The 20665-nt window shown below is 65.8% G+C and carries 17 protein-coding genes, 1 tRNA gene and 2 pseudogenes; 4 read left to right on the plus strand and 16 right to left on the minus strand.

Features of this window, described 5'->3' with window-relative positions; all coding sequences use genetic code 11:
- Window positions 1–3: 3 nt before the first annotated feature.
- Both F7Q96_RS06275 and F7Q96_RS06280 read left to right on the plus strand, forming a co-directional pair.
- Window positions 4–1464 (plus strand): amidase, encoded by a 1461-nt coding sequence (locus F7Q96_RS06275; protein ID WP_053822414.1) that lies wholly within the window; start codon window positions 4–6, stop codon window positions 1462–1464.
- Window positions 1465–1467: 3 nt separating this feature from the next.
- Window positions 1468–1713 (plus strand): aminoglycoside adenylyltransferase domain-containing protein, encoded by a 246-nt coding sequence (locus tag F7Q96_RS06280; RefSeq protein ID WP_053822413.1) that lies wholly within the window; start codon window positions 1468–1470, stop codon window positions 1711–1713.
- Window positions 1714–1732: 19 nt separating this feature from the next.
- Here F7Q96_RS06280 and F7Q96_RS06285 read toward each other — a convergent pair whose 3' ends face one another.
- Window positions 1733–2956 (minus strand): MFS transporter, encoded by a 1224-nt coding sequence (locus F7Q96_RS06285; protein ID WP_151022258.1) that lies wholly within the window; start codon window positions 2954–2956, stop codon window positions 1733–1735.
- A 293-nt stretch (window positions 2957–3249) separates the two neighbouring features.
- On the opposite strand from F7Q96_RS06285, the gene F7Q96_RS06290 reads away from it, so the two are divergent.
- Window positions 3250–3900, plus strand: a complete 651-nt coding sequence (locus F7Q96_RS06290) for a LysE family translocator (protein WP_053822412.1) — start codon at window positions 3250–3252, stop codon at window positions 3898–3900.
- Window positions 3901–3968: 68 nt separating this feature from the next.
- Here the strand turns inward: F7Q96_RS06290 and denD are convergent, their stop codons facing one another.
- The 15 genes and pseudogenes from denD to F7Q96_RS06370 all read right to left on the minus strand — a co-directional run bounded on the left by denD (window position 3969) and on the right by F7Q96_RS06370 (window position 19678).
- Window positions 3969–4940, minus strand: a complete 972-nt coding sequence (gene denD / locus F7Q96_RS06295; protein ID WP_053822411.1) for a D-erythronate dehydrogenase — start codon at window positions 4938–4940, stop codon at window positions 3969–3971.
- A gap of 69 nt (window positions 4941–5009) precedes the next feature.
- Complete coding sequence (gene otnI / locus F7Q96_RS06300; RefSeq protein ID WP_053822410.1) at window positions 5010–5792, minus strand: 2-oxo-tetronate isomerase; 783 nt, start codon at window positions 5790–5792, stop codon at window positions 5010–5012.
- A 53-nt stretch (window positions 5793–5845) separates the two neighbouring features.
- Window positions 5846–7168 (minus strand): MFS transporter, encoded by a 1323-nt coding sequence (locus F7Q96_RS06305; protein ID WP_053822409.1) that lies wholly within the window; start codon window positions 7166–7168, stop codon window positions 5846–5848.
- 91 nt (window positions 7169–7259) lie between these two features.
- The gene (gene otnC / locus F7Q96_RS06310; RefSeq protein ID WP_053822408.1) at window positions 7260–7898 is read right to left on the minus strand and encodes a 3-oxo-tetronate 4-phosphate decarboxylase; all 639 of its coding nucleotides are present in this window, start codon (window positions 7896–7898) and stop codon (window positions 7260–7262) included.
- A complete protein-coding gene (gene otnK / locus F7Q96_RS06315; RefSeq protein WP_053822407.1) occupies window positions 7895–9235 on the minus strand; it encodes a 3-oxo-tetronate kinase in 1341 nt (446 codons plus the stop codon). Before otnK ends, otnC begins: the two co-directional genes overlap by 4 nt.
- Before the next feature lie 55 nt (window positions 9236–9290).
- Window positions 9291–10187, minus strand: a pseudogene (gene ltnD, locus F7Q96_RS06320) (L-threonate dehydrogenase); the annotation flags it as partial.
- A gap of 33 nt (window positions 10188–10220) precedes the next feature.
- Complete coding sequence (locus tag F7Q96_RS06325; RefSeq protein ID WP_053822405.1) at window positions 10221–10925, minus strand: FadR/GntR family transcriptional regulator; 705 nt, start codon at window positions 10923–10925, stop codon at window positions 10221–10223.
- Between the two features lie 882 nt (window positions 10926–11807).
- Window positions 11808–13043 carry a tetratricopeptide repeat protein gene (locus tag F7Q96_RS06330; RefSeq protein WP_082371540.1) on the minus strand — a complete coding sequence of 412 codons (1236 nt, stop codon included), beginning with the start codon at window positions 13041–13043 and terminating at the stop codon, window positions 11808–11810.
- 288 nt (window positions 13044–13331) lie between these two features.
- On the minus strand, window positions 13332–13745 hold the full coding sequence (locus tag F7Q96_RS06335) for a hypothetical protein (protein ID WP_144425831.1): 414 nt from the start codon (window positions 13743–13745) through the stop codon (window positions 13332–13334).
- A gap of 929 nt (window positions 13746–14674) precedes the next feature.
- A tRNA-Leu gene (locus F7Q96_RS06345) sits at window positions 14675–14759 on the minus strand.
- Between the two features lie 122 nt (window positions 14760–14881).
- Window positions 14882–15256 (minus strand): HNH endonuclease, encoded by a 375-nt coding sequence (locus F7Q96_RS06350; RefSeq protein ID WP_053822402.1) that lies wholly within the window; start codon window positions 15254–15256, stop codon window positions 14882–14884.
- A gap of 22 nt (window positions 15257–15278) precedes the next feature.
- A pseudogene (locus F7Q96_RS06355) lies at window positions 15279–16172 on the minus strand (NAD(P)-dependent oxidoreductase); the annotation flags it as partial.
- A gap of 51 nt (window positions 16173–16223) precedes the next feature.
- Window positions 16224–17423 carry an ABC transporter substrate-binding protein gene (locus tag F7Q96_RS06360; protein WP_053822400.1) on the minus strand — a complete coding sequence of 400 codons (1200 nt, stop codon included), beginning with the start codon at window positions 17421–17423 and terminating at the stop codon, window positions 16224–16226.
- Window positions 17424–17534: 111 nt separating this feature from the next.
- Window positions 17535–18740 carry a methyltransferase gene (locus F7Q96_RS06365; protein ID WP_053822399.1) on the minus strand — a complete coding sequence of 402 codons (1206 nt, stop codon included), beginning with the start codon at window positions 18738–18740 and terminating at the stop codon, window positions 17535–17537.
- Window positions 18737–19678 carry a CysB family HTH-type transcriptional regulator gene (locus tag F7Q96_RS06370; RefSeq protein WP_006577802.1) on the minus strand — a complete coding sequence of 314 codons (942 nt, stop codon included), beginning with the start codon at window positions 19676–19678 and terminating at the stop codon, window positions 18737–18739. Before F7Q96_RS06370 ends, F7Q96_RS06365 begins: the two co-directional genes overlap by 4 nt.
- Before the next feature lie 157 nt (window positions 19679–19835).
- Between F7Q96_RS06370 and F7Q96_RS06375 the strand changes: the two genes are divergently transcribed.
- Window positions 19836–20609: a sulfite exporter TauE/SafE family protein gene (locus F7Q96_RS06375; RefSeq protein ID WP_053822398.1), complete on the plus strand. Its 774-nt coding sequence runs from the start codon at window positions 19836–19838 to the stop codon at window positions 20607–20609.
- Window positions 20610–20665: the final 56 nt, after the last annotated feature.

A 20665-nucleotide genomic window follows, 5' to 3' on the forward strand; every position in this document is an offset into this window, starting at 1 on the left:
AGCATGCGAAAGAAGCCCAACGACATCGGCCCCGCAGCCCGGGCAGCCTCGCTGCCGGCGGCATTGTGGCAATGGGACGTCGCCGACATGGCGGCGCAGATTCGCGCCGGCACGGTGTCGAGCGTGGAGGCGGTCCACAGCGTGTATGAGCGCATCGACGCCATCAATCCGCGTCTCAATGCGATCGTCCATGCGGATCGAGAGCGGGCGTTCGAAGCGGCAAGGCGGGCCGACGCATTGCGTTCGGCTTCGCCCGACCTGCTCGGACCGCTGCATGGCGTACCGGTGACGATCAAGCTCAACGCCGACGTCGAAGGCGAGGCGACGACCAACGGCGTGCCGGCCTACCGCAGCCGCGTGGCGCGCGAGGATGGTCCCGTCGTCGCGAACCTGCGGCGCGCCGGTGCGATCGTGGTCGGGCGGACCAATGTGCCGCCCTTCTCGTTTCGCTGGTTCACCGAGAACCCGCTGCACGGCAGGACGCACAATCCCTGGAACGCCGATATCACGTCGGGAGGGTCCAGCGGCGGCGCGGCGGTCGCGGTAGCCGCGGGCATGGGCGGGCTCGCGCACGGCACCGACATCGCCGGGTCGATCCGCTATCCGGCCTATGTCAACGGCGTGGTCGGCTTGCGCCCCACGCCCGGACGCGTGCCGGCCTGTCAGCCGACCGCCGATCCGCGCCTCGCCGGCCTGCAGCTGTTCTCGGCGCAGGGGCCGCTGGCGCGATGCGTGGACGACGTCGAACTCGGATTCCGTGCCATGGCTTCGAGCGGATCGTGCGATCCGACATGGGTCGGCATGCCGCTGGATGCCCCGGACGACGCGGCGCCTGTCAGCGTGGCCTGCGTGGACGAGATTCCAGGCATCCGGCTCGCTCCGGAAGTGGTACGCGCCCTTGGGAAGGCAGCCAGCGCGCTGCAGGCGGCCGGCTACCGCGTCGAACGCGCCGTGCCGCCGCGGCTCGACGAAGCGCTGGATATCTGGCTGGCCATCGTGATGACGGAAGTCCGGCTGGGGATGATGGCCGCCGTGGAGGCGACGCGCGACCCGACGATCATCGCGTCGGTGAGAAACATGGCCGCGTGCGCGCCGCCGCCAGACCTGCGCACCTATGCCGCGGCCTTCGCGCGGCGCGATGCGCTTCGGCGCGAATGGAATGCGTTCCTCGACCGCTATCCGCTGGTGCTGATGCCGACATCCTTCCGTGCGCCGATGCCGTGGGGCGAGGATCTGCACGATCTCGAGCGGATGCAGATGCTGCTGCGGGATCAGTCCCCGTTGATCGGCGTCGCCGCGATGAGCCTGCCGGGTTTGCACGTGCCAACCGGTATCGACAACGGACTGCCGAGCGGCGTGCAGCTGGTGGCCGCAAGCTTCCGCGAACAGCGGCTGCTCGCAGCCGGCAGGGTGATCGAGCGGGATGCGGGGATGCCGAGGTCCTATGACGCGCTGGAACGGTGAGCCATGGACGCGCGCGTCACGCTGGCCACGCGCAAGATCGTGGCGAAGGACGCGGCCGCCGACTGGTTGCTGCCGCGCCTGCCGCAGGCCCAGCGCGCGCTATTGGCGACGGCACGCGATGCCTATCGTGGCGAAGGCGGCGATGGCGCCGATGAGGCCTGGCACGAACGCGGGGCCCACGTCCGCGCATGGGTCGACGATGTCAGCCAGGCGATCGCGCGGATGCTGCGGGAAGGCGGCGCCGCATGATCGCGCACGCCATCGCTCGCTAGGCGGTGCGTTTCGGCTGGACCGCCATCAGCACCAGCGCGATCACCGCCAGGGCCAATGGGGCGAACGATACCCACAACACCGTATCCCAGTCGTAGGCCGCCAACAGTCCCCCGGAGGCAAACGAGCCGAGCGCCATCGTGCCGAAGACGATGAAATCGTTGAAGGACTGCACCTTGTTCTTTTCCTCCGGCCGATGGCATTCCAGCACCAGCGCCGAGGCGCCCACGAAGCCGAAGTTCCAGCCCAGTCCGAGGAGGATCAAGGTCAGCCAGAAGTGGGCCACATCGATGCCGGTCAGGCCGATCGCAGCCGAAACGCCGGTCAGCAGCAGGCCCGCCGTGACGACGCGCTGCGCGCCGAAGCGCGTAATCAGCCGGCCCGTGAAGAAGCTCGGTCCATACATTGCGATCACGTGCCACTGCAGGCCGAGGTTGGCGTTCTCCTGCGAATGGCCGCACAGATGCATTGCCAGCGGCGCCGCGGTCATCAGGAAGTTCATCAGCATGTAGGTCACGGCCCCGCACATGACCGCGGTGACGAACAGCGGCTGGCGCGCGATCGTCGACAGCGGGCGGCCCTTCGCGACTTCCGCCGCCGTCGGCATCGGCAGCCGCACGCCCCACAGCACCAACGCGGACACCAGCGCGACGACGGCCTGCATGACGAAGGTCGCCGCAAACATGTGCGGCGGCCACAGATGCATCGTGTGCGTGACCAGCTGTGGTCCGACGACGCCGGCAACAACGCCGCCTCCCATCACGAAGGACAGCGCACGCGGGCGCAGCGCCGGCGAGACGCCGTCGGCCGCGGCGAAGCGGAACGACAGCACGACGGCCGCATAGGCGCCGCCGAAGAACGTCGCCAGGCAGAACAGCCAGAACGAGCTCCACACGACGGCGGCGGCCGCCAGCAAACCGACCAGCACGCCGCAGGCGGTGCCGGCGAGGAACGAGGCGCGTCGGCCGTACCGGCGCGCGATCGCGCCCGTTGGCAGGATGCATGCCGCCATGCCGACGACGAAGATCGAAATGGGCAGCGTGGCCAGCGTCTTGTCCGGGGCCAGCATGTCGCCGACGATCGCGCCGGTCGCATAGACCACGACGGAATTGGCACCGGCCAGCGCCTGCGCGACGGTCAGGCGCAGGATATTGCCGCGCTGGTCGCGCTCGGAGAGTTCGGCGACGGATTCGCTCAGTGCGGCAGGGGCGGCGTTCGACAAGACAATACCTCGGAGAAATGGGGATTCGCGCTCGGGACCGTGGGTCGATGGCGGAGTTCCGGCGGGACGACAGGCGATTGTTGGCGGATTATCCCCGACCTGCAAACAAGATTAAGTATCGATCAGCGAAAGAATCGCTTTATCGATGCGGAAGTCGTCGCGCAGGAGTCGATCGGAGCAGCGGCGCCCGAGCAAGGGAACAACATGCTGCACCGCACGACCGGGCGAGAAATGGTCCTGCGGTAGAGTAACGGTTCTTCTTCCCCCGATGCTCGCCATATGGAGACCGAGCCATGGAATTCGTTATCCCCAGTACCGCAAATCTGGTTCTGTTCGTCAGCGCCGCCCTGGTGTTGTTGGTGATTCCAGGCCCGGCCGTGCTGTACATCATCGCGCAGTCGGTGGAGCAGGGCCGCAAGGCCGGGATGGTGTCGGATCTCGGCATCCATACGGCCACGCTGGTCCACGTGCTGGCCGCCGCGCTGGGGCTGTCCGCGTTGCTGGCCTCGTCCGCCGTGGCGTTCAGCATCCTGAAGTATGCCGGTGCCGCCTATCTGATCTGGCTGGGGTTGAAGAAGATCTTCGGCCGTCCGGCGCCGGTCGTCGTCGATGCGGTGCCGCAGCAGCGGCGCTACGCGCGGCTGTTCCGCGACGGCTTCATCGTCAATCTGCTCAATCCCAAGACGGCGCTGTTCTTCCTGGCCTTCCTGCCGCAGTTCGTCGACGTCAGCCGTGGCCACGTGGCGATGCAGATCGTCTTTCTCGGCCTGTTGTTCACGCTGCTCGGCCTGATCAGCGATGCGTGCTACGCGCTGGCCGCAAGTGCGGCGGGCCGCTGGCTGCGCCAAAGCCGCGGCTATCTGACGTTCGAGCGCTACGTCGGCGGCACGCTGCTGGTCGGATTGGGCATTGCTGCCGCATTCTCTGGACCCAACAAGAAGTAAGTCTCGAAAAGAGCAAGTCCCGGAAAGCGAGCCAGCTGCGCGAACGGCGCTGCCGCCGCTCGCTTGCCTTACCGCAGCTCGTCCTCGATATAGGCGCGGATGACGTCGGCGAAGCTGGTGTCGCCGCGCAGGCCCAGCTGCTCGGCGCGCGTGGTGTCCCAGCGGCCTGGCCAGCTGCCGACGATCTGCTGCACGCGAGCGTCGGGCTCGCGGCGAATGCGGTTGGCGGCCTCGTCGCCGGCCACTTCCCGCAGCGCGGCGATCATCTCATCCACGGTCACGGAAACGCCCGGCAGATTGACGATGCGCCGATTGCCCAACCGTTCGCCCGGCAGCTCGCTGCCGGCAATCAGCGCCTCGATGGCCCGGCGCGGCGACAGCAGCCACAGCCGCGTGTCGCCCGGCACCGGGCAGATCGCCTCCTCGCCATTGAGCGGTTCGCGGATGATGCCGCTGGCAAACGACGATGCCGCGGCATTGGGCCGGCCCGGACGCACGCTGATGGTCGGCAGCCGCAGCACGACGCCGTCGACAAAGCCGCGCCGGCTGTAATCGGACAGCATCAATTCGGCAATCGCCTTCTGCGTGCCGTACGACGATTGCGGATTGAGCGCGGTATCGTCGCGCACCACCTCGGGCAGCGCGCCGCCATAGACGGCCACCGAGCTGGTGAACACCACGCGCGGCCGATGGCCGCGGGCCCGGCACACTTCGAGCAGCGCGCGCGAGGCATCGAGGTTGATGCGCATGCCCAGATCGAAGTCGGCCTCGGCCTGGCCGCTGACGATGGCAGCCAGATGAAACACCACAGCGGTATCGCGGTCGATCGCGCGTTCGAGCAGCGCGGGATCGGCGATATCGCCGACCAGCGCGGTCACGCGCTTGTCGCCCAGATCGTTGCCATGCACGACATCGACCAGCACCAGTTCCGTGATGGAAGCCGCCTTGCCGTCGGGACCGGTCAGTTCGCCGCGCGACAGCAGCTGTTTGGCCAGACGCTGGCCGAGAAATCCGGCGCCGCCGGTGATCAGTACTTTCATGATGCGTTGCCTTGTTGATCGCGAGATCGGCGGGCAGCCGGCGGTGAATGTGCCAGCCGCCGGCAAAGATTACCGCTGCAGCCAGGGGCGCAGCCAGCCAAGCCCTTCGCTGGTGCCAGCCCTGGGGCGATATTCGCAGCCGACCCAGCCCTGGTAGCCAAGCGCGTCGATCACGTCGAACAGATAGGGATAGTTCAGTTCGCCGATATCCGGTTCGTGCCGCTCCGGCACGCCCGCGATCTGGATATGCCCGATACCGGCCATGTCGCGCTTGAGCTTGGTCGCCACGTCGCCTTCGACGATCTGGCAGTGATAGCAGTCGAACTGCACCTTGAGGTTGGGTGCACCGATCTCGCGGCAGATCGCTTGCGCATCGTCCTGGCGGTTCAGGAAAAAGCCGGGGATATCGCGCGTGTTGATCGGCTCGATCACTACCGTGATGCCGTCGGCTTGCGCAGTTCGGGCGGCGTACTCCAGGTTGCGCAGATAGACGGCGCGTTGCTGCTCGCGCGACACGCCCGCCGCCGCGAGGCCCGCCATCACGTGCAGCTTGTCGTTGCCGAGCACGCGCGCGTAGTCGAGCGCCGTATCGATGCTGCGCCGGAATTCGTCTTCCCGTCCGGGCAGCGACGCGATGCCGCGCTCGCCGGCGGCCCAGTCGCCCGGCGGCGCATTGAACAGCGCCTGCTGCAGGCCGTTGGTATCGAGCCGCGCCTTCAGCTCGGCCGCCGGAAAATCATAGGGAAACAGATACTCGACGGCGCGGAAGCCATCGTTCGCGGCCGCGGCAAAACGGTCCAGGAACGCGTGCTCGTTGTACATCATCGAAAGATTGGCGGCAAAGCGTGGCATGGCAGCAGGTCGGGATAAGTGGAAGAGGGCGGCGCAAGCGCGCCGCGTTCATATTAGCGGTTGACCAGCCTGGCCGGCGTCAGCCAGACGGCGACGGCACCGAGCACCAGCATGCCGGCCAGCACGTACATGCCGGCCGCCGTGCTGTTGGTGGCGTCGCGCAGGAAGCCGATCAGATAGGGGCTGGCGAAGCCGGCCAGGTTGCCGATCGAATTGATGATCGCGATGCCGGCCGCGGCCGCGCTGCCGGCAAGAAACGCGGTCGGCAGCGACCAGAACAGCGGGGCGCAGGTCAGCACGCCGGCGGCGGCCACCGACAGCGCGACGATGGACAGCGTGGTGTTGCCGGTGGCGGAAGCGGCAATGGTGAAGCCGACGGTGCCCATCAGCGCCGGCACGATCAGATGCCAGCGCCGCTCGCGGCGCTTGTCGGCGCTGTGGCCGAACAGGTTCATCGCGACGATGGCCACCACGAACGGGATCGCGCTCAGCAGCCCGATTTCCAGCGTGCCCTTGATGCCGGTCGATTTGACGAAGGTCGGCATCCAGAAGGTCAGCCCGTATTGCCCGGACACGAAGGCAAAGTAGATCAGCGACATCCACCACATGCGCGGGTCGCGGAAGACCGCGCGCAGCGAATGCGCATGCTGTTGCTGCTCCTGCGGCTGCGCGGCGATCTCGTCGGCCAGCAGCTGCTTTTCGCGTTCGGTCAGCCATTTGGCGCTGCGGATGTTGTTGTCCAGATAGAGGATCGTCGCGATGCCGATCAGCACCGCGGGGATCGCCTCCAGCACGAACATCCATTGCCAGCCGTGGAAGCCCGCGCCACCGTGGAAGCTTTCCATGATCCAGCCGGACAGCGGATTGCCGAAGATGCCCGATACCGGAATCGCGGACATGAACACCGCGATGATCTTGGCGCGGCGGTGCGATGGAAACCAGTAGGTGAGGTAAAGGATCACGCCGGGATAGAAACCGGCTTCCGCCAGCCCGAGCAGGAAGCGCAGCACATAGAACTGCGTCGGCGTCGTGACGAAGGCGAACATCGCGGACAGGATGCCCCAGGTGATCATGATGCGGGCGATCCAGATGCGGGCGCCGATCCGGTGCATCAGCATGTTGCTCGGCAATTCGAACAGGAAGTAGCCGAGGAAGAAGATGCCGGCGCCCAGGCCGAACACCGTCTCGCTGAAGGCCAGGTCCTGCGACATCTGCAGCTTGGCGAAGCCGACGTTGACGCGGTCCAGATAGGCCACCACGTAGCACAGCATCAGGAACGGCACGATGCGCCAGAACACCTTGCGGTAGGTCAGGTCGAGTTCGGCTTTGCCGGGTGCGTCGACGTAGGCGGGCGCTGCCGCGTCGTAGGCTGTCATCGGTTGTCTCCTATGGATTGTGTCGGGCCGGCTGTCGCGCCGGCGCCGGTGTGCGTGATGAAAGCCCGTGCACACCGCGGGCTGGCGCGCGCTACCAGCGTGCGCCGAAGGTCTGGCGTAGTTCTTCGAGCGCCGCGGCGTCGAGCGGCGCCGGCTTGGGATCGGTCATCAACCACAGGCGCGCGGTCTCCTCGAGCTCTTCGAGCGCCCAGGACGCCTGCGATACCGACGGACCCCACATCACGGGGCCGAGCCGGTCCAGCAGTACGCCGCGCACGCGCGAAGCCAGCGCGGCGACCTGCGCCGCCACCTCGGGGTCGCCGGGGCGCCGATAGCGCAGCAGCGGAATATGGCCGACCTTCATCACGTAGTAGGGCGTGATCGGCGGCAGCACGTCGTCTTCGCGCCAGACGCCCGCGAGCGTCAGCGCGACCAGATGGGTCGAATGCGTATGCACCACGCCGTGCGCGTTCGGGTCGTTGGCATAGATGCCCCGATGCAGCGCCAGCGTCTTCGATGGCTTGTCGCCGGACAGATGCTGGCCGCTGGCATCGACCTTGGCGATGCGTGCCGGGTCCAGCCGGCCCAGGCAGGCATCGGTCGGCGTGATCAGCCAGCCGTCGTCGAGCCGGGCGCTGATATTGCCGGCGCTGCCGACCGCATGCCCGCGCGCATACAGGCTCGCGCCGATCGTGCAGATCTCCTCGCGCAGTCGCGCTTCCTCGCTCATTGGGCGCCTCCTTCCAGTTGGCGCAGCGCCTTGGCGAAGAAGTCGACCGCGCCGAAATTGCCCGACTTCATCGCCAGCCCCAAGGGCTCGGCGTCGATGGTGGCGGTGGCCGGCACGCCGGGATCGATCTGCGCGCCGATCTGCAGCGATTTCACGTCGAGCGCCTGCACCACGGCGCCCGACGTCTCGCCGCCGCCGACCACGAACTTGCGCACGCCCATCTCGCGCAGACCGCGCGCGATGGCGGCCAGCGTGGCCTCCACCAGTTGGCCGGCCTCCGTTACGCCCAGCGCCTGCTGCACGCTGCGCACTTCGTCGGGCGTGGCGGTGGCATAGATCAGTACCGGCTCGGGCAGATGCGATCGGGCAAACGCCAGCGCCTGTTCGACCACCGCTTCGCCGCGTGCCACCGCGAGCGGGTCGATGCGGAAACTTGGGCGGGCGTCTGCTGCAAAGTTCGTATTGGAATTGACGTTCGCCTTCTCTCCACGCCACGCCGCCACCTGCGCATTGGTGGCCTGCGATGCGCTGCCTGCCAGCACGGCGGCGTAGCCCTCGATGCGCGGCAGTTGCGCGGCATCGGTGCGCTCGGCCAACAGGCCCGCACGGCGGAAGTTGGCGGGCAGGCCGAGCGCGATGCCCGAGCCGCCGGTCACCAGCGGCAGATCGGCGCACGCTTCGCCGAGCACGTGCAGATCTCGGTCGGACAGCGCATCGGCAATCGCCAGCCGTACCCCATCGGCGCGCAGCTGGGCGATCGCCTCGCGCACCGCGGCCGCGCCGGCGGCGATCGTGTCATAGCGGAGCAGGCCGACCTTGCCGCGGGTCTGCCGTTGCAGCACGCGCACCAGATTGGCATCGCGCATCGGCGTCAGCGGGTGGTTCTGCATGCCCGACTCGTTGAGCAGCGCGTCGCCGACGAACAGATGGCCGCGAAAGACGGTGCGGCCGTTCTCCGGAAAGGCCGGACAAGCGATCGAGAAGCCGGGCTGTTGGCCCAGCGCATCGAGCAGGGCCTCCGCCACCGGGCCGATATTGCCGGCGTCGGTCGAGTCGAAGGTCGAGCAGTACTTGAAGAAGAACTGGCGGCAGCCCTGTTCCTGCAGCCAGGCGAGCGCGGCCAGCGATTGCGCAATGGCTTCGGTTGCCGGGATGGTGCGCGATTTGAGCGCCACCACGACGGCGTCCGCTTGCAGCGGCGCCGCGGACGGCGGCACGCCGATGGTCTGCACGGTTCGCATGCCGCTCTTGACCAGCATATTGGCCAGATCGGTGGCGCCGGTGAAATCGTCGGCGATACAACCAAGAAGCGGGCGGGGCAAGTTGGACTGGGACATGGACGAACGAGGAAGAACGGACAGCGGCAACGAAGGGCGCTCAGCGTGTTCGGAGTCAGCGTGCGGGCGGCAGCGTGATGCCGGGGAAGGTCTTGATCACCGCGGAATCGTCCTCGCCGCCATGGCCGGCGCTGGACGCGCTCATGAACATCTGGTGAGCGGTGGCCGACAACGGCAGCGGGAATTTGCTGCGGCGGGCGGTATCGAGCACCAGGCCCAGATCCTTGACGAAGATGTCGACGGCGGACAGCGGCGTGTAGTCGCCCTTGAGGATATGGGGCACCCGATTCTCGAACATCCAGGAGTTGCCGGCGCTATGGGTGATCACGTCGTACAGCGCGTCCGGATCGACGCCCTCGCGCAGACCCAGCGCCATCGCTTCGGCGGCCGCCGCGATATGCACGCCCGCCAGCAATTGATTGATGATCTTGACCTTGGAGCCGGCACCGTACTGCTCGCCGAGGCGGTAGACCTTGCCAGCGATGGCCTCGAGCACATCCTCGCAGGCGGCATAGGCGGCCGCCGGCCCCGACGTCATCATCGTCATCTCGCCCGATGCCGCGCGCGCGGCGCCGCCAGAGACCGGCGCGTCGAGCATCAGCAGGCCGGCCGCTTCGATTCGCGCGCCCAGTTTCGCAGCGAAGTCCGGCGCCACGGTGGCGCTGGCAATCACCACGCCGCCGGGCTTCATGCGGGCCACCGCGCCTTGCTCGCCAAACAGCACCGCTTCGGTCTGCTCGGCATTGACCACCAGGGTCACCACCACGTCGCACTGCGCGCCCAGTTCGGCCGGCGTGGCGCAGGCGATGCCGCCTTCGTTGGCGAAGGCGCGCAGCACCTCGTCGCGCACGTCGCAGGCGTGGACGCGAAAGCCCGCGCGCAACAGCGAGCGCGCAACGCCCAGGCCCATGGCACCGAGGCCGATGACTCCAATATGTCGTGACATGATCTGTCTCTGGTTGGGGCGGGCCGCCGCGTCGGCGGCTCAGCAGATGCCGGCTTGCGACAGCCGGCGCTCGGCGTTGTACAGGTGGGTCAGGGCGGCGTTGCGCGCCGCCATCGGGTCGCGCGCACGGATCGCGTCGACGATCGCCGCGTGTTCCTCGCGCACCTGGCGCGAAAAATCGTCGCGCGTCGCCTCGTTGCGGCGGGTCACCGCGACCCCGGCCTCGAGATACTGGTTCAGGAAATTCAGCGTCTTGATGAAATAGGGATTGCCGGTCACCGCGGCGATCTTGCGGTGAAAGGCGACATCCTCGGCCACGCCATCGCGTCCGGCGGCCGCCGCCTCGTCGATATTCGCCAGCGCCACGTCGATCTCGGCGATATCCCGATCCGTGCAGCGCCGCGCGGCCTCCGCGGCCACCTCCGCCTCGATGGCGCGGCGCACCGCCAGCAGATGCGGCATCGAGCTGGGCTCGATCGCCTCGGCGTAATCGATCCGCAGCGGCCGGATCGCGCCATGCTCCTTGACGAACACGCCGCTGCCCTGGCGCGGCTCCACCACGCCTTCATTCTTCAGCCGCGAAATCGCCTCGCGAATCACCGTACGGCTGACGCCGAACTGCTGCGCCAGCACGGCCTCGGTGGGCAGCTTGCCGGTCGCGGAAAAACTGCCGATCTCGATCTGCTTGAGCAGTTGCTGAGCGACGGTGTCGCTCATCGCGGGGGCGGAGACCTTGTCGAACATGGCTTGGGCCGGAATGACGTCTTATCAGGTAATAAGGTCATAATACAAATTTGGACCAAGTGCGTTCCATTGGTGTCAACCCTTGGGGGCGGACATGTGCCTATCTTGGCGAGATGGTGCGGCCAGGCTTGGGAGGTATCACATCATCTGCTGTGATACTTATCAGCTATCGTGATGCATCTTCATACGTTGGAGGAAGCAGCCCGCCATCGCGCGAAAGGCGCGGAGGACCTTTCCGATACAGGGCGGCCCCTCAATGGAGCGCCCCAACAAATAGAAGCAAGGGGATATGCGTGATGGCGGGGGCGGGGGCCGGACTCGAACACTAGTCGCTAGGTCCTCCACAGTCTTAGCCCATGGTTGTTTGTCTCGAAAAAATGCCCCCAGACGTATTGGGCTCCGTGTTGCCGTGCAGCTATCGATCTGACGTTAAAACCGTCAGATGAGCCGCACTGCACCCATCGTTTGCAGCACTGGGTGACGTATAAAGCATATTTTGTATCAACAGACAGCGTCAAAGTAACTGCGGGCCTTCTCTCTCGCTTGTTGGTATCACTCTGTGTGACTTTTCAGGCGAAGAAGCCCTCAGCATCTGTAGGGAAATCGCCGTTGCGTCTTGCATCGAGATCAAGGCGCCTTTACATTGAACGGGAGCACGACGATTCAGTGCTCTAAGTTGACGAACGAAGCGCTGGTTCGTATGATGTTGCGGTTTAGCTGAAACTTCTCCGCAAAAAACTATACTAAGACGCATGTCAGAGTGAGGAATTGTATGAACATGATCGATGTACGGCCCATGCCCTAACCACTGTTCAACCGGCGCAGTTCTCACTGTGCGTCCACCACAAAGCCCGCTAACTGCGGGCTTTGTGTTTTCCGATCCTACTTGGCGATGAGCTTCTCAAAGTGTGGGTCGGCTTCGAGCGACCTCAAGTCTGGATCCGACTTCGCCTGTCGCGCGAATTTTCTGTTCATGGAGATCGCGGTCTCCAAACTCTTCAGTGCTGCTGCGTAGTGTTCTTCTCGCGCATCACCTGAAGAACGCTCGCCCACTAGGCAGTGGTAGCACGCCATGTTGTAATGTGCTGAATAGTCCGCATCGTTGGCCCTCACCGCCTTCTGCACAGCTTCGAGCGCGCGCTCTGGATCGCCAAGTCTCTTGTAGACCATAGCGAGGTGGCCGTAAGCCTTAGAGATCACCTTTTGGTCCATGTCATCCTCGCGTTCCATCTCCGTGACCTTTAGCAAGTACTTCTTGCTCTCTTGGAGATAGAACTTATGGTTGGCATCAAACTGCGTCCGCTCAACCGGCCCTAACTTCTCTGGGCTCATGACTTCCTTGTAGACCTCAGCGATTTCTCGGAGCACGATCCCGTGCGCGACGTTGACTTCGGCATTGTTGTCGCGTGCATACCTAGTCTTAACAAAGTTGTGTAATGCCTGGACTGTTTCTTGGGCTTCTCGCTTTGCCTCATCGGCTTCCCGCTTTGCCTCCTCTGCCTGCTGCACCGCGTTTTGCGCTTTCTCCAATGTCTCCTGGGCCTTGGCGCGCGCAGCAAAAAAGGATTCGATGCCTTTGAAGCCGAAGAATGCCAGCAGAGCTCCGAGGGCTGCTAGCAAGGAGAACTGTCGATCATAGCTCTCCTTCATCATGTCGACGCGCTCTTTGGTTACATCGATAGCCATCTTAGCGACGTCTGTGACTTTGACCTCAGAAGACGAGTTGGTTGATTGCGCGACGGGCACCGCCGGGCTCGCAGTTTGCGATGTTCCCGTGTTCAGTTGACGTGGCATTGGTTGGGCCGCGGATGCAGCTGCGCCGGCGGGCATCGATGGCATCCCTTGTGCCGCAGCTTGGCTAATGGTCATCTTGTCCTCAGCCCTCCGTGCGCCCAAGGGCCACAGATTAGCGACGGCAATGAAACAGATGCTGCCGACTATTGCATACAGGGGAAGCCAGTGGGAGAAGAAGCGCACCCAGAATGTGTCACCGTTTGATGTTCTCTGCCCTGCTTGGCCCCCCACTGGAGCAGTGTTCGAACGCGGGCTGTCTGCTGCGGCGCTCTTGCCCGCATGCTCCGCCTTTTTAAGCGTGTCGGTCTTATTCTGATTGCTCATGCTGAGTCGCTATGTCTGTCGATGCCTACCAGGACCACCCTGGTGTGTTGTTATCCCCGTCCGAGACCCGTCAACTGGTACACGGGGAAGTCGTGAAGCGTGGAAGCATTTTCGCACGACTATGTCTTACTTAAATGCGACAAGAAAAGGGTGGGTATATAGCGCATTGATTTGGTTGATATTTTTGTAATTTTCGACAGCAAGGCAACCAAGACTTACTCGTAGCGCCCGTGCGACACGGGGAGCAAGGGCCGACGGCCTCTAGGCAGTTCCAAGCCCACCTCGCAACTAGACGACCACCGTCAGCCGGACAACGCCAAGCACGAAGGAGGCAATCGAGCAACCGGCCAGAAGCCAATCCACGCCGATTAGCACGATCAACCAGCTTGGTGGCTTGGCGGCGCCCAGACGGCTGAGATTACAGATCACCGCAATTAGCCCTCTGCTGAAACATCCCGAGTAAATCAGCCTTACGAAGTAGATCGACACCATCGTGGCGGCGATCAGCAGCCCAACGAGAAAATACGTGACAGCCCCGAGTGCTGCCATCTTGGATGGCGAAGAGTAAAGAGCAGTTGCACCGGCAAGTCCGGCGGCGCTTATCACAGCCAAGTGCTTGACGACCTTAGATTCCCAATTTATCGCCCCTTGTGTGATGGTTGTGCCCGCCGTGGTCAGCGCATTGGAGAGGTGTCGGTGCACGTCTTCGCGAAGAATCCTTCAGGTAAGGACTGTTCGTGCGCAGGGTCTTTATTCCGCCCCCGTGGATTGTTGCCACCGGTATTGCGGCTATCGGCCTTTGGGTGCATAGCTGGCAATGTTCGAGTTGCAGTGGAGTAATGCGATAACTACGAAGGCGTGGCTACTCATAAAATCCCGTGCGATGACACCGCAGTAGTAGTCGCGGTAGAAGCGTCACGCACCCGCGGCGCAGCCAATCAACACTAGGACGGGCCACGCTGAGTAGGCGATTGGCAGGGTCGGCTGGCACGGTGCTGCGGCAGCCAGGCTACGGACCGCCGTGCCTGCCACGGTATTGATGGCATAGGCGCCTACGAAGGCAAGGCAAGCCAACAACCCCCTTAGGAAGGCTTCTCGCAGGCATCGATTTTGGAGTTGCTGCATCGTCGGTCGCTTCCGACGTCTAGGCATGATATGCAATGAGAGTGGAATTGCACCACTTCGCAGCATAATGATTAGGTCGCTCTGCCCCCCAGTTGAGGTGCGGCATGCGACTGACCGGAAGTAGGTCTGTTTTGAACTCGCGCAGCGCCACACCTTCGAGCTTGAAGAAGTGCTTACCCCCTCGAAGCGCTCGATGTTGCATGCATGGTTCGCCAATACTTGCCGCCAGCGGGCGAGACCTCCAGGTACATCTCGCCGCCGTCCGCAAGCCGGGTAGGGCTTCTCGCGCGGCGCGGCGTTACGGCAGCGGTATCCGTAAGGGGTATGGCGTTTCCTCGGGGGCATATTCGGTGGAGGCATCCGCACTTTTGCCCTTGTGCCCTCAAAGACGCCCAAGGCGCCCGCTGTCAATGGACATTCTTGGACTCTGCGAGAAACAAAAAACCCCGAAAAGCTAAGCTGGAAGGGGTTCGGTTGACCTCTTCGGGCTGCTTGAGATTTGTTTTTGGTGCCCGGGGTCGGACTCGAACCGACACGCCTTGCGGCGGGGGATTTTGAGTCCCCTGCGTCTACCTGTTTCACCACCCGGGCGGGTGCGCGATCGTGCCGGAGGGTTGCCGGAGAAGCGGCGGGGGCACTGCGCTGAGCAGCGGATTATGCCGCAAATCGCCTGACGGGACAACCGAGGGGGGCCTGCCGCGGGGCGGCGCGGTCTAGCGCCGGCGCTTGTCGTTGGTCCAGCGGTTGCGGTCGTAATACTCCGGCGGCTTGCGGGCGATCCAGCGGATGAAGTCGGCCATGGCGGGGTGGCGGCGCAGCTTGTCCCAGTCGTGGAATTCGGTGGCGAGCTCGGCTTCGGTGAAGACCGAGTGGATCTTCTGGTGGCAGACCCGGTGCATCGGCACCACCTCGGTTCCGCCGCGGGAGCGGGGCACCGGGTGGTGCAGGTCGGTGCTGGGACCCGCGATCAGTGGCCGCCCGCATAGCGGGCAGGTCTCGAGCAGGGCTGGCGTGTCGGCCGGGGCCGGTGGTCCGTGCTGATCACCGCGGCCGGCCTTGCCCACGCGAAGATGCCGTTTGACGACCATGCCCGGCCACCTTCATGCCAGATCAGCCCTGATCCTCCAGCACCCGCAGCAGCGACGACGTGTCGTCCTTGCCCCAGCCGTTGCGCATCAGCGTCTGCAGCTGCGCCGCGGTGGCCTGCATTGCGGGCAGCGCCAGGCCGGCTTCGCGGGCGACGTCGGCGGCGAGGCCAAAGTCCTTGTCGTGCAGCCGCGCCTGGATGCCGGCGGCGAAATCGCGGGCGACCATCTTCGGGCCCATCATGTCCAGCATGCGGCTGCCCGCCATGCCGGTCGACATCGCCTGCAGCACGCGCTGCATGTCGACCTGCTGCGATTGCGCGAAGCGCATCGCCTCGGCGATCCCTTCGATGTTGACGACCTGTGCGATCTGGTTGCACAGCTTGGCGACCTGGCCCGCGCCGTTGTCGCCGATGTGCGTGATGGTCTTGCCGTAGCACGCGAGCAGCGGCTGCACGCGCGCCAGCACTTCGGCCTTGCCGCCGACCATGATGGTCAGCGTACCGGCCTCGGCGGCGACGGTGCCGCCCGACACCGGGCAGTCCAGCGCCTCGATGCCGCGTTCGGCCAGCGCTTGGGCGATCTCGCGCGTGACCACCGGGGAGATCGTGCTGTGGTCGATGCAGATGGTGCCGGGCGCGGCGCCTTCGATCACGCCGCCTTCGCCGAGCAGCACCATGCGGACATCCTCGGACGAGGTGACGTTGGTGAATACGACCTCGGCGCCGCGCGCCGCCTCGGCGGGGCTGAAGAACGGCTCGGCGCCCAGTTCGCGCGCGGCGTCGGCGGCTTCCGGCCGGCGCACCGAGGCGCGCACCGTGTGGCCGGCCGCGAGCAGATGGCGCACCATCTGCGAGCCCATCGCGCCCAGGCCGATAAAGGCAATGGTAGTCATGTCGACAGCTCCTTCCTGATCTTGTTGTTGCGCGGCAGTGCGCGTTCGCCCGTGTCGCGCCCGGCAATGCCGGCCTTATTGTCCCGCGTAACTGAACTTGCCGTTGCGGATCACGCCCATCACGCGCGAGCGCTGATCGAAGCCCTGATGGTCGCGCGGGCTCAGGTTCAGCACGCCGTTCGGCACGGTCAGATTGGCGGTGGTTTCCAGCGCGTTGCGCATCGCCGCGCGAAATTCTTTGGTGCCCGGCTGCGCGCCGGTCTTCAGCGCGCGCCGCGCCGCATCGTCGAGCAGCTGCCACGCTCCCCAGGCATCGCCGGCAAATTGCGTGATCGAATCCGCGCCGTACTTGGCCTCGTAGCGGGTCACGAAGTCGAGCGCGACCTTCTTGACCGGGTGAGTGTCCGGCAACTGGCGCGCGACCACCACCGGACCGGTCGGAAACAGCGTCCCTTCGACGTCCTTGCCGCCCATGCGCAGGAATTCGCCGGTGGCGATGCCGTGCGTCTGATAGACCTTGCCCTTGTAGCCGCGCTCGCCCAGCGTCTTCTGCGGCAGCACCGACGGCGTGCCGGCGCCGGCGATCAGGATCGCATCGGGGTTGGCGGCCATCAGCTTCAGGACCTGGCCGGTGACCGAGGTGTCGTTGCGCGAGAAGCGCTCGCTGGCGACCACGCGAATCTTGCGGACCTCGGCCAGCTTGGAGAACTCGCGCCACCAGCTCTCGCCGTAGGCGTCGTTGAAGCCGATGAAGCCGACCGTGCGCACGCCGTGGTTGCTCATGTGCTCGGTCAGCACGGTCGCCATCTGCGAGTCGTTCTGCGGCATCTTGAAGGCCCAGCGGCGCTTGGGGTCGGTCTGCGGCTCGACGATCGCGGCCGAGGCGGCCAGCGCAACCATCGGGGTCTCGCCTTCCGATACCGCGTCGAGCGCGGCCAGCGCGGTGGGCGTGATGTTCGGGCCGACGATCACGTCGACCTTTTCCTCGGAGATCAGCTTGCGGACGTTGCGCACCGCGGCGGACGGGTCCGAGCCGTCGTCGAGCAGGATGTACTCGGCCTTCTGGCCGCCCAGCGTCGCCGGCCACATCAGGATCGTGTTCTTCGATGGAATGCCGATCGACGCGGCGGGGCCGGTGGTCGACACGTCGATGCCGACGCGGATGTCGGCGTGGGCGGCACCGGAGAACAGCGCGCCGGCGGTGCCGGCGGCGGCAAGCACCAGAGCGGCAACGCGCAGCGAGCGTCGCAGGCGGGGCGGGGTGGATCTTGGCATGGGGTCTCCTCCTTCGGCTTGTTGGCTTCTATATGGATATCGCTTCCATCCGGCTTCTGTTCGGCTTCTATCCGGCTTCTATCTGGCTTCCATCGAGTCGGGAGCCGGGCATCAACCTGGCCGGGCGGCGGCCTTCGGCGCGAGCCGCCACAGCGAGGTCGTCTCCGCGGCGCGGGCCGTGTGCAGCGGATCATCGGCATCGGCGGCGCGGGGGTGACGCGGCTTGATGTCGATGCGGCCCAGTATCTGCAGGCCCGCGGCGTCGATCATGCCGAGCAGCGCCTCGCGCGTGCGCAGGCCCAGATGCTCGGCCAGGTCCGACAGGATCAGCCAGCCTTCGCCGTCGTCGCTCAGATGCGCGGCCAAGCCGGCCAGAAAGCCGCGCAGCATGCGGCTATCCGGGTCGTAGATCGCGTGCTCGATCGGCGCATTGGCCCGCGCCGGCACCCACGGCGGATTGCAGACCACCAGCGGGGCGCGGCCGTCCGGGAACAGGTCCGCCTGCACGATCTCGACCTGTCTGGTCAGCCCAAGCCGGCCGATATTGTCGGCGGCGCAGCCCAGCGCGCGCGGGTCCTGGTCGGTGGCGACGACGCGCTTGACGCCGCGCCGGGCCAGCATCGCGGCCAGCACGCCGGTGCCGGTGCCGATATCGAAGGCCAGCGATTCGCGCGCCAGCGCTGCGGGCAACGGCGCCTGGCCGACCAGGTCGACATACTCGCCGCGCACCGGCGAGAACACGCCATACCAGGGATGGATGCGGTCGCCCAGCGCCGGCACCGGCACGCCCTTCTTGCGCCATTCGTGCGCGCCGATCAGCCCGAGCAGTTCGCGCATCGACGCGACATAGGGCTGGTCGGCCGGACCGTAGGCCTCGGTGCAGGCCTCGCGCACATCGGGCGCGCGCCGCAGCGGCACGGTGTGATCGGACTCGAACGGCAGCAGCAGCATGCCGAGCGTGCGGGCGCGCTGCGCCTGGGCCTGGCGATGCAGGTGGAAGGCCTCGGCCGGGGTGGCCGGCGCGGGTTTGGCCTTGGCCTGGCGCTGCGCCCGGCGCGGCTTGCGCTCGACCCGGCGCGCCATCGCCTGCAGCAGCTGGCGCGCGTTCTGGAAGTCGCCGCGCCACAGCAGGGCGGTGCCTTCGCAGGCGAGCCGGTAGGCGGTATCGGCGTCGGTGCGGTCGTCGGCGATCACCACGCGCCGCGGCGGCGGCATGCCGGCCTCGGAGCGCCAGCGCGCGCGATGCGGCACGCCTTCCTCGGTCCACTCGATGATGGGCTCGGCGTCCGGCCGGTGCTCGGGTTGGTGTGCGCTCACAGTTCGTAGGCCTCGTGGTCGCCCGACATCGCCTGTTCGACCAGCTTGCGGTTCAGCGTCGGCGAGAACAGTTCGATGAAGGTATAGACGAAGCTGCGCAGGTAGGCGCCCTGCTTGACCGCCAGATGCGTCACATTGGTGCCGAACAGGTGGCCGGCCGGAATGCCGCGCAGATTGCGGTCGCGTTCGGGATCGAACGCCACGCCGGCGACGATGCCGATGCCCAGCCCGATCTCGACATAGGTCTTGATCACGTCGGCGTCGATCGCCTCCAGCACGATGTCCGGCTGCAGGTGGCGCAGCTCGAACGCCTTGTCGATCTTGGGGCGGCCGGCGAAGTTCGGGTCGTAGGTGACGATCGGATAGCCGATCAGGTCCTCCAGCGACAGATGCGGCTTGTCCAGCAACGGGTGGTCCGGCGGCGTCACGATGGTGTGCTGCCACTGGTAGCCGGGCAGCGACACCAGGTTCTTGTCCCCCGAAATGCCTTCGGTGGCGATGCCCAGGTCGGCCTGGTCGTGCAGCACCATGTCGGCGATCTGGGCGGGATTGCCCTGTTGGATCGACAGCCGCACCTTCGGGTAGCGCTTGGTGAACTCGCCGATGACCCGCGGCAGCGCGTAGCGGGCCTGCGTGTGCGTGGTGGCGATCGTGAAGTTGCCCTGGTCCTGGGCGGCGTAGTCCTTGCCGACCCGCTTCAGGCTCTCGACCTCCTGCAGGATTTTCTCGACCGAGGTCAGGATGCGGCGGCCCGGTTCGGTCAGGCTGCGGATCCGCTTGCCGTGACGGGTGAAGATATCGACACCCAGCTCTTCTTCGAGCTCGATGATTGCCTTGGAGACCCCGGGTTGTGACGTGTAGAGCGCTTTAGCGGCTTCGGTCAGGTTGAAGTTCTGACGGACGGCCTCGCGCACGAAGCGAAATTGGTGCAGGTTCATATATCGTCGTCCGTATAAACAAACAACTTCTTATTAGTTTGAGATATGAGGCGAGTTTATTACGATTTGCGAACTTTGTTAATGAACGGCTAGTCCCCGTGCGCCCGGCGTTACAAGGCCGGCGCGGCCCGGCGGGGACCCACTTCGGTGCGCCCCCATGTCCCTGGCCTTTACCGTTTCCGGTCTGTTGGTAGGCGTCCTCGTCGGTCTGACCGGCGTGGGCGGGGGCTCGCTGATGACGCCGCTGCTGACCCTGCTGTTCGGCTTCTCGCCTGCCACCGCGGTCGGTACCGATCTGGCCTTCGCGGCGATCACCAAGGGCTTCGGCACGCTGGCGCACCGCGCCCACGGTCACATCCAATGGCAGGTGGTCAAGCGCCTGTGCCTGGGCAGCCTGCCGGCGGCGCTGGCTGCCATCCTGGTGCTCAAGAGCGCCGGCGAACTCGACGCCGGCTGGCTGCACGCGATCCGTCTGTCGATCGGCATCTCGGTGATCCTGACCGTGCTGTCGCTGCTGTTCCGCCGCCAGCTGCTGGAATGGCTGGCCCGCAATCCCCGTTTTCAACTGGAAGGCCGCGCCCAGGCGGTGGCCACCGTGATCGTCGGCGTCGTGATCGGCGTGCTGGTCACGGTGTCGTCGATCGGCGCCGGCGCGGTCGGCGCGACGCTGATCCTGCTGCTGTATCCGCGCATGAAGCCGGCCGAGGTGGCCGGCACCGATATCGCCTACGCGGTGCCGTTGACCGCGCTGGCCGGGCTGGGCCACGTGTGGCTCGGCACCGTCGACTGGAATCTGCTGCTGGCGCTGCTGGTGGGCTCGATCCCCGGCATCTGGCTGGGCGCGCAGCTGTCGCGCGCGCTGCCGGAGCGGCTGGTGCGCGGCGCGCTGGCCACCACGCTGACGCTGGTGGCGATCAAGCTGGTTTCCTAGCGCCGGTGCCACTGCCCCGCGCGTCCCTACGAACGAACACGAACGCATACTGAACG

Source organism: Cupriavidus gilardii, assembly GCF_008801915.1.
GTDB classification, from domain to species: Bacteria; Pseudomonadota; Gammaproteobacteria; order Burkholderiales; family Burkholderiaceae; genus Cupriavidus; species Cupriavidus gilardii.

Bases quoted from the DNA above. Each gene is read 5' to 3' on its own strand.
- F7Q96_RS06280 (WP_053822413.1), top strand. From the start codon at position 1,468: ATGGACGCGCGCGTCACGCTGGCCACGCGCAAGATCGTGGCGAAGGAC.
- F7Q96_RS06360 (WP_053822400.1), bottom strand. From the start codon at position 17,423: ATGCCAAGATCCACCCCGCCCCGCCTGCGACGCTCGCTGCGCGTTGCC.
- F7Q96_RS06275 (WP_053822414.1), top strand. From the start codon at position 4: ATGCGAAAGAAGCCCAACGACATCGGCCCCGCAGCCCGGGCAGCCTCG.
- F7Q96_RS06350 (WP_053822402.1), bottom strand. From the start codon at position 15,256: ATGGTCGTCAAACGGCATCTTCGCGTGGGCAAGGCCGGCCGCGGTGAT.
- F7Q96_RS06330 (WP_082371540.1), bottom strand. From the start codon at position 13,043: ATGAGCAATCAGAATAAGACCGACACGCTTAAAAAGGCGGAGCATGCG.
- F7Q96_RS06325 (WP_053822405.1), bottom strand. From the start codon at position 10,925: ATGTTCGACAAGGTCTCCGCCCCCGCGATGAGCGACACCGTCGCTCAG.
- F7Q96_RS06290 (WP_053822412.1), top strand. From the start codon at position 3,250: ATGGAATTCGTTATCCCCAGTACCGCAAATCTGGTTCTGTTCGTCAGC.
- otnC (WP_053822408.1), bottom strand. From the start codon at position 7,898: ATGAGCGAGGAAGCGCGACTGCGCGAGGAGATCTGCACGATCGGCGCG.
- otnI (WP_053822410.1), bottom strand. From the start codon at position 5,792: ATGCCACGCTTTGCCGCCAATCTTTCGATGATGTACAACGAGCACGCG.
- F7Q96_RS06370 (WP_006577802.1), bottom strand. From the start codon at position 19,678: ATGAACCTGCACCAATTTCGCTTCGTGCGCGAGGCCGTCCGTCAGAAC.
- F7Q96_RS06305 (WP_053822409.1), bottom strand. From the start codon at position 7,168: ATGACAGCCTACGACGCGGCAGCGCCCGCCTACGTCGACGCACCCGGC.
- otnK (WP_053822407.1), bottom strand. From the start codon at position 9,235: ATGTCCCAGTCCAACTTGCCCCGCCCGCTTCTTGGTTGTATCGCCGAC.
- denD (WP_053822411.1), bottom strand. From the start codon at position 4,940: ATGAAAGTACTGATCACCGGCGGCGCCGGATTTCTCGGCCAGCGTCTG.
- F7Q96_RS06375 (WP_053822398.1), top strand. From the start codon at position 19,836: ATGTCCCTGGCCTTTACCGTTTCCGGTCTGTTGGTAGGCGTCCTCGTC.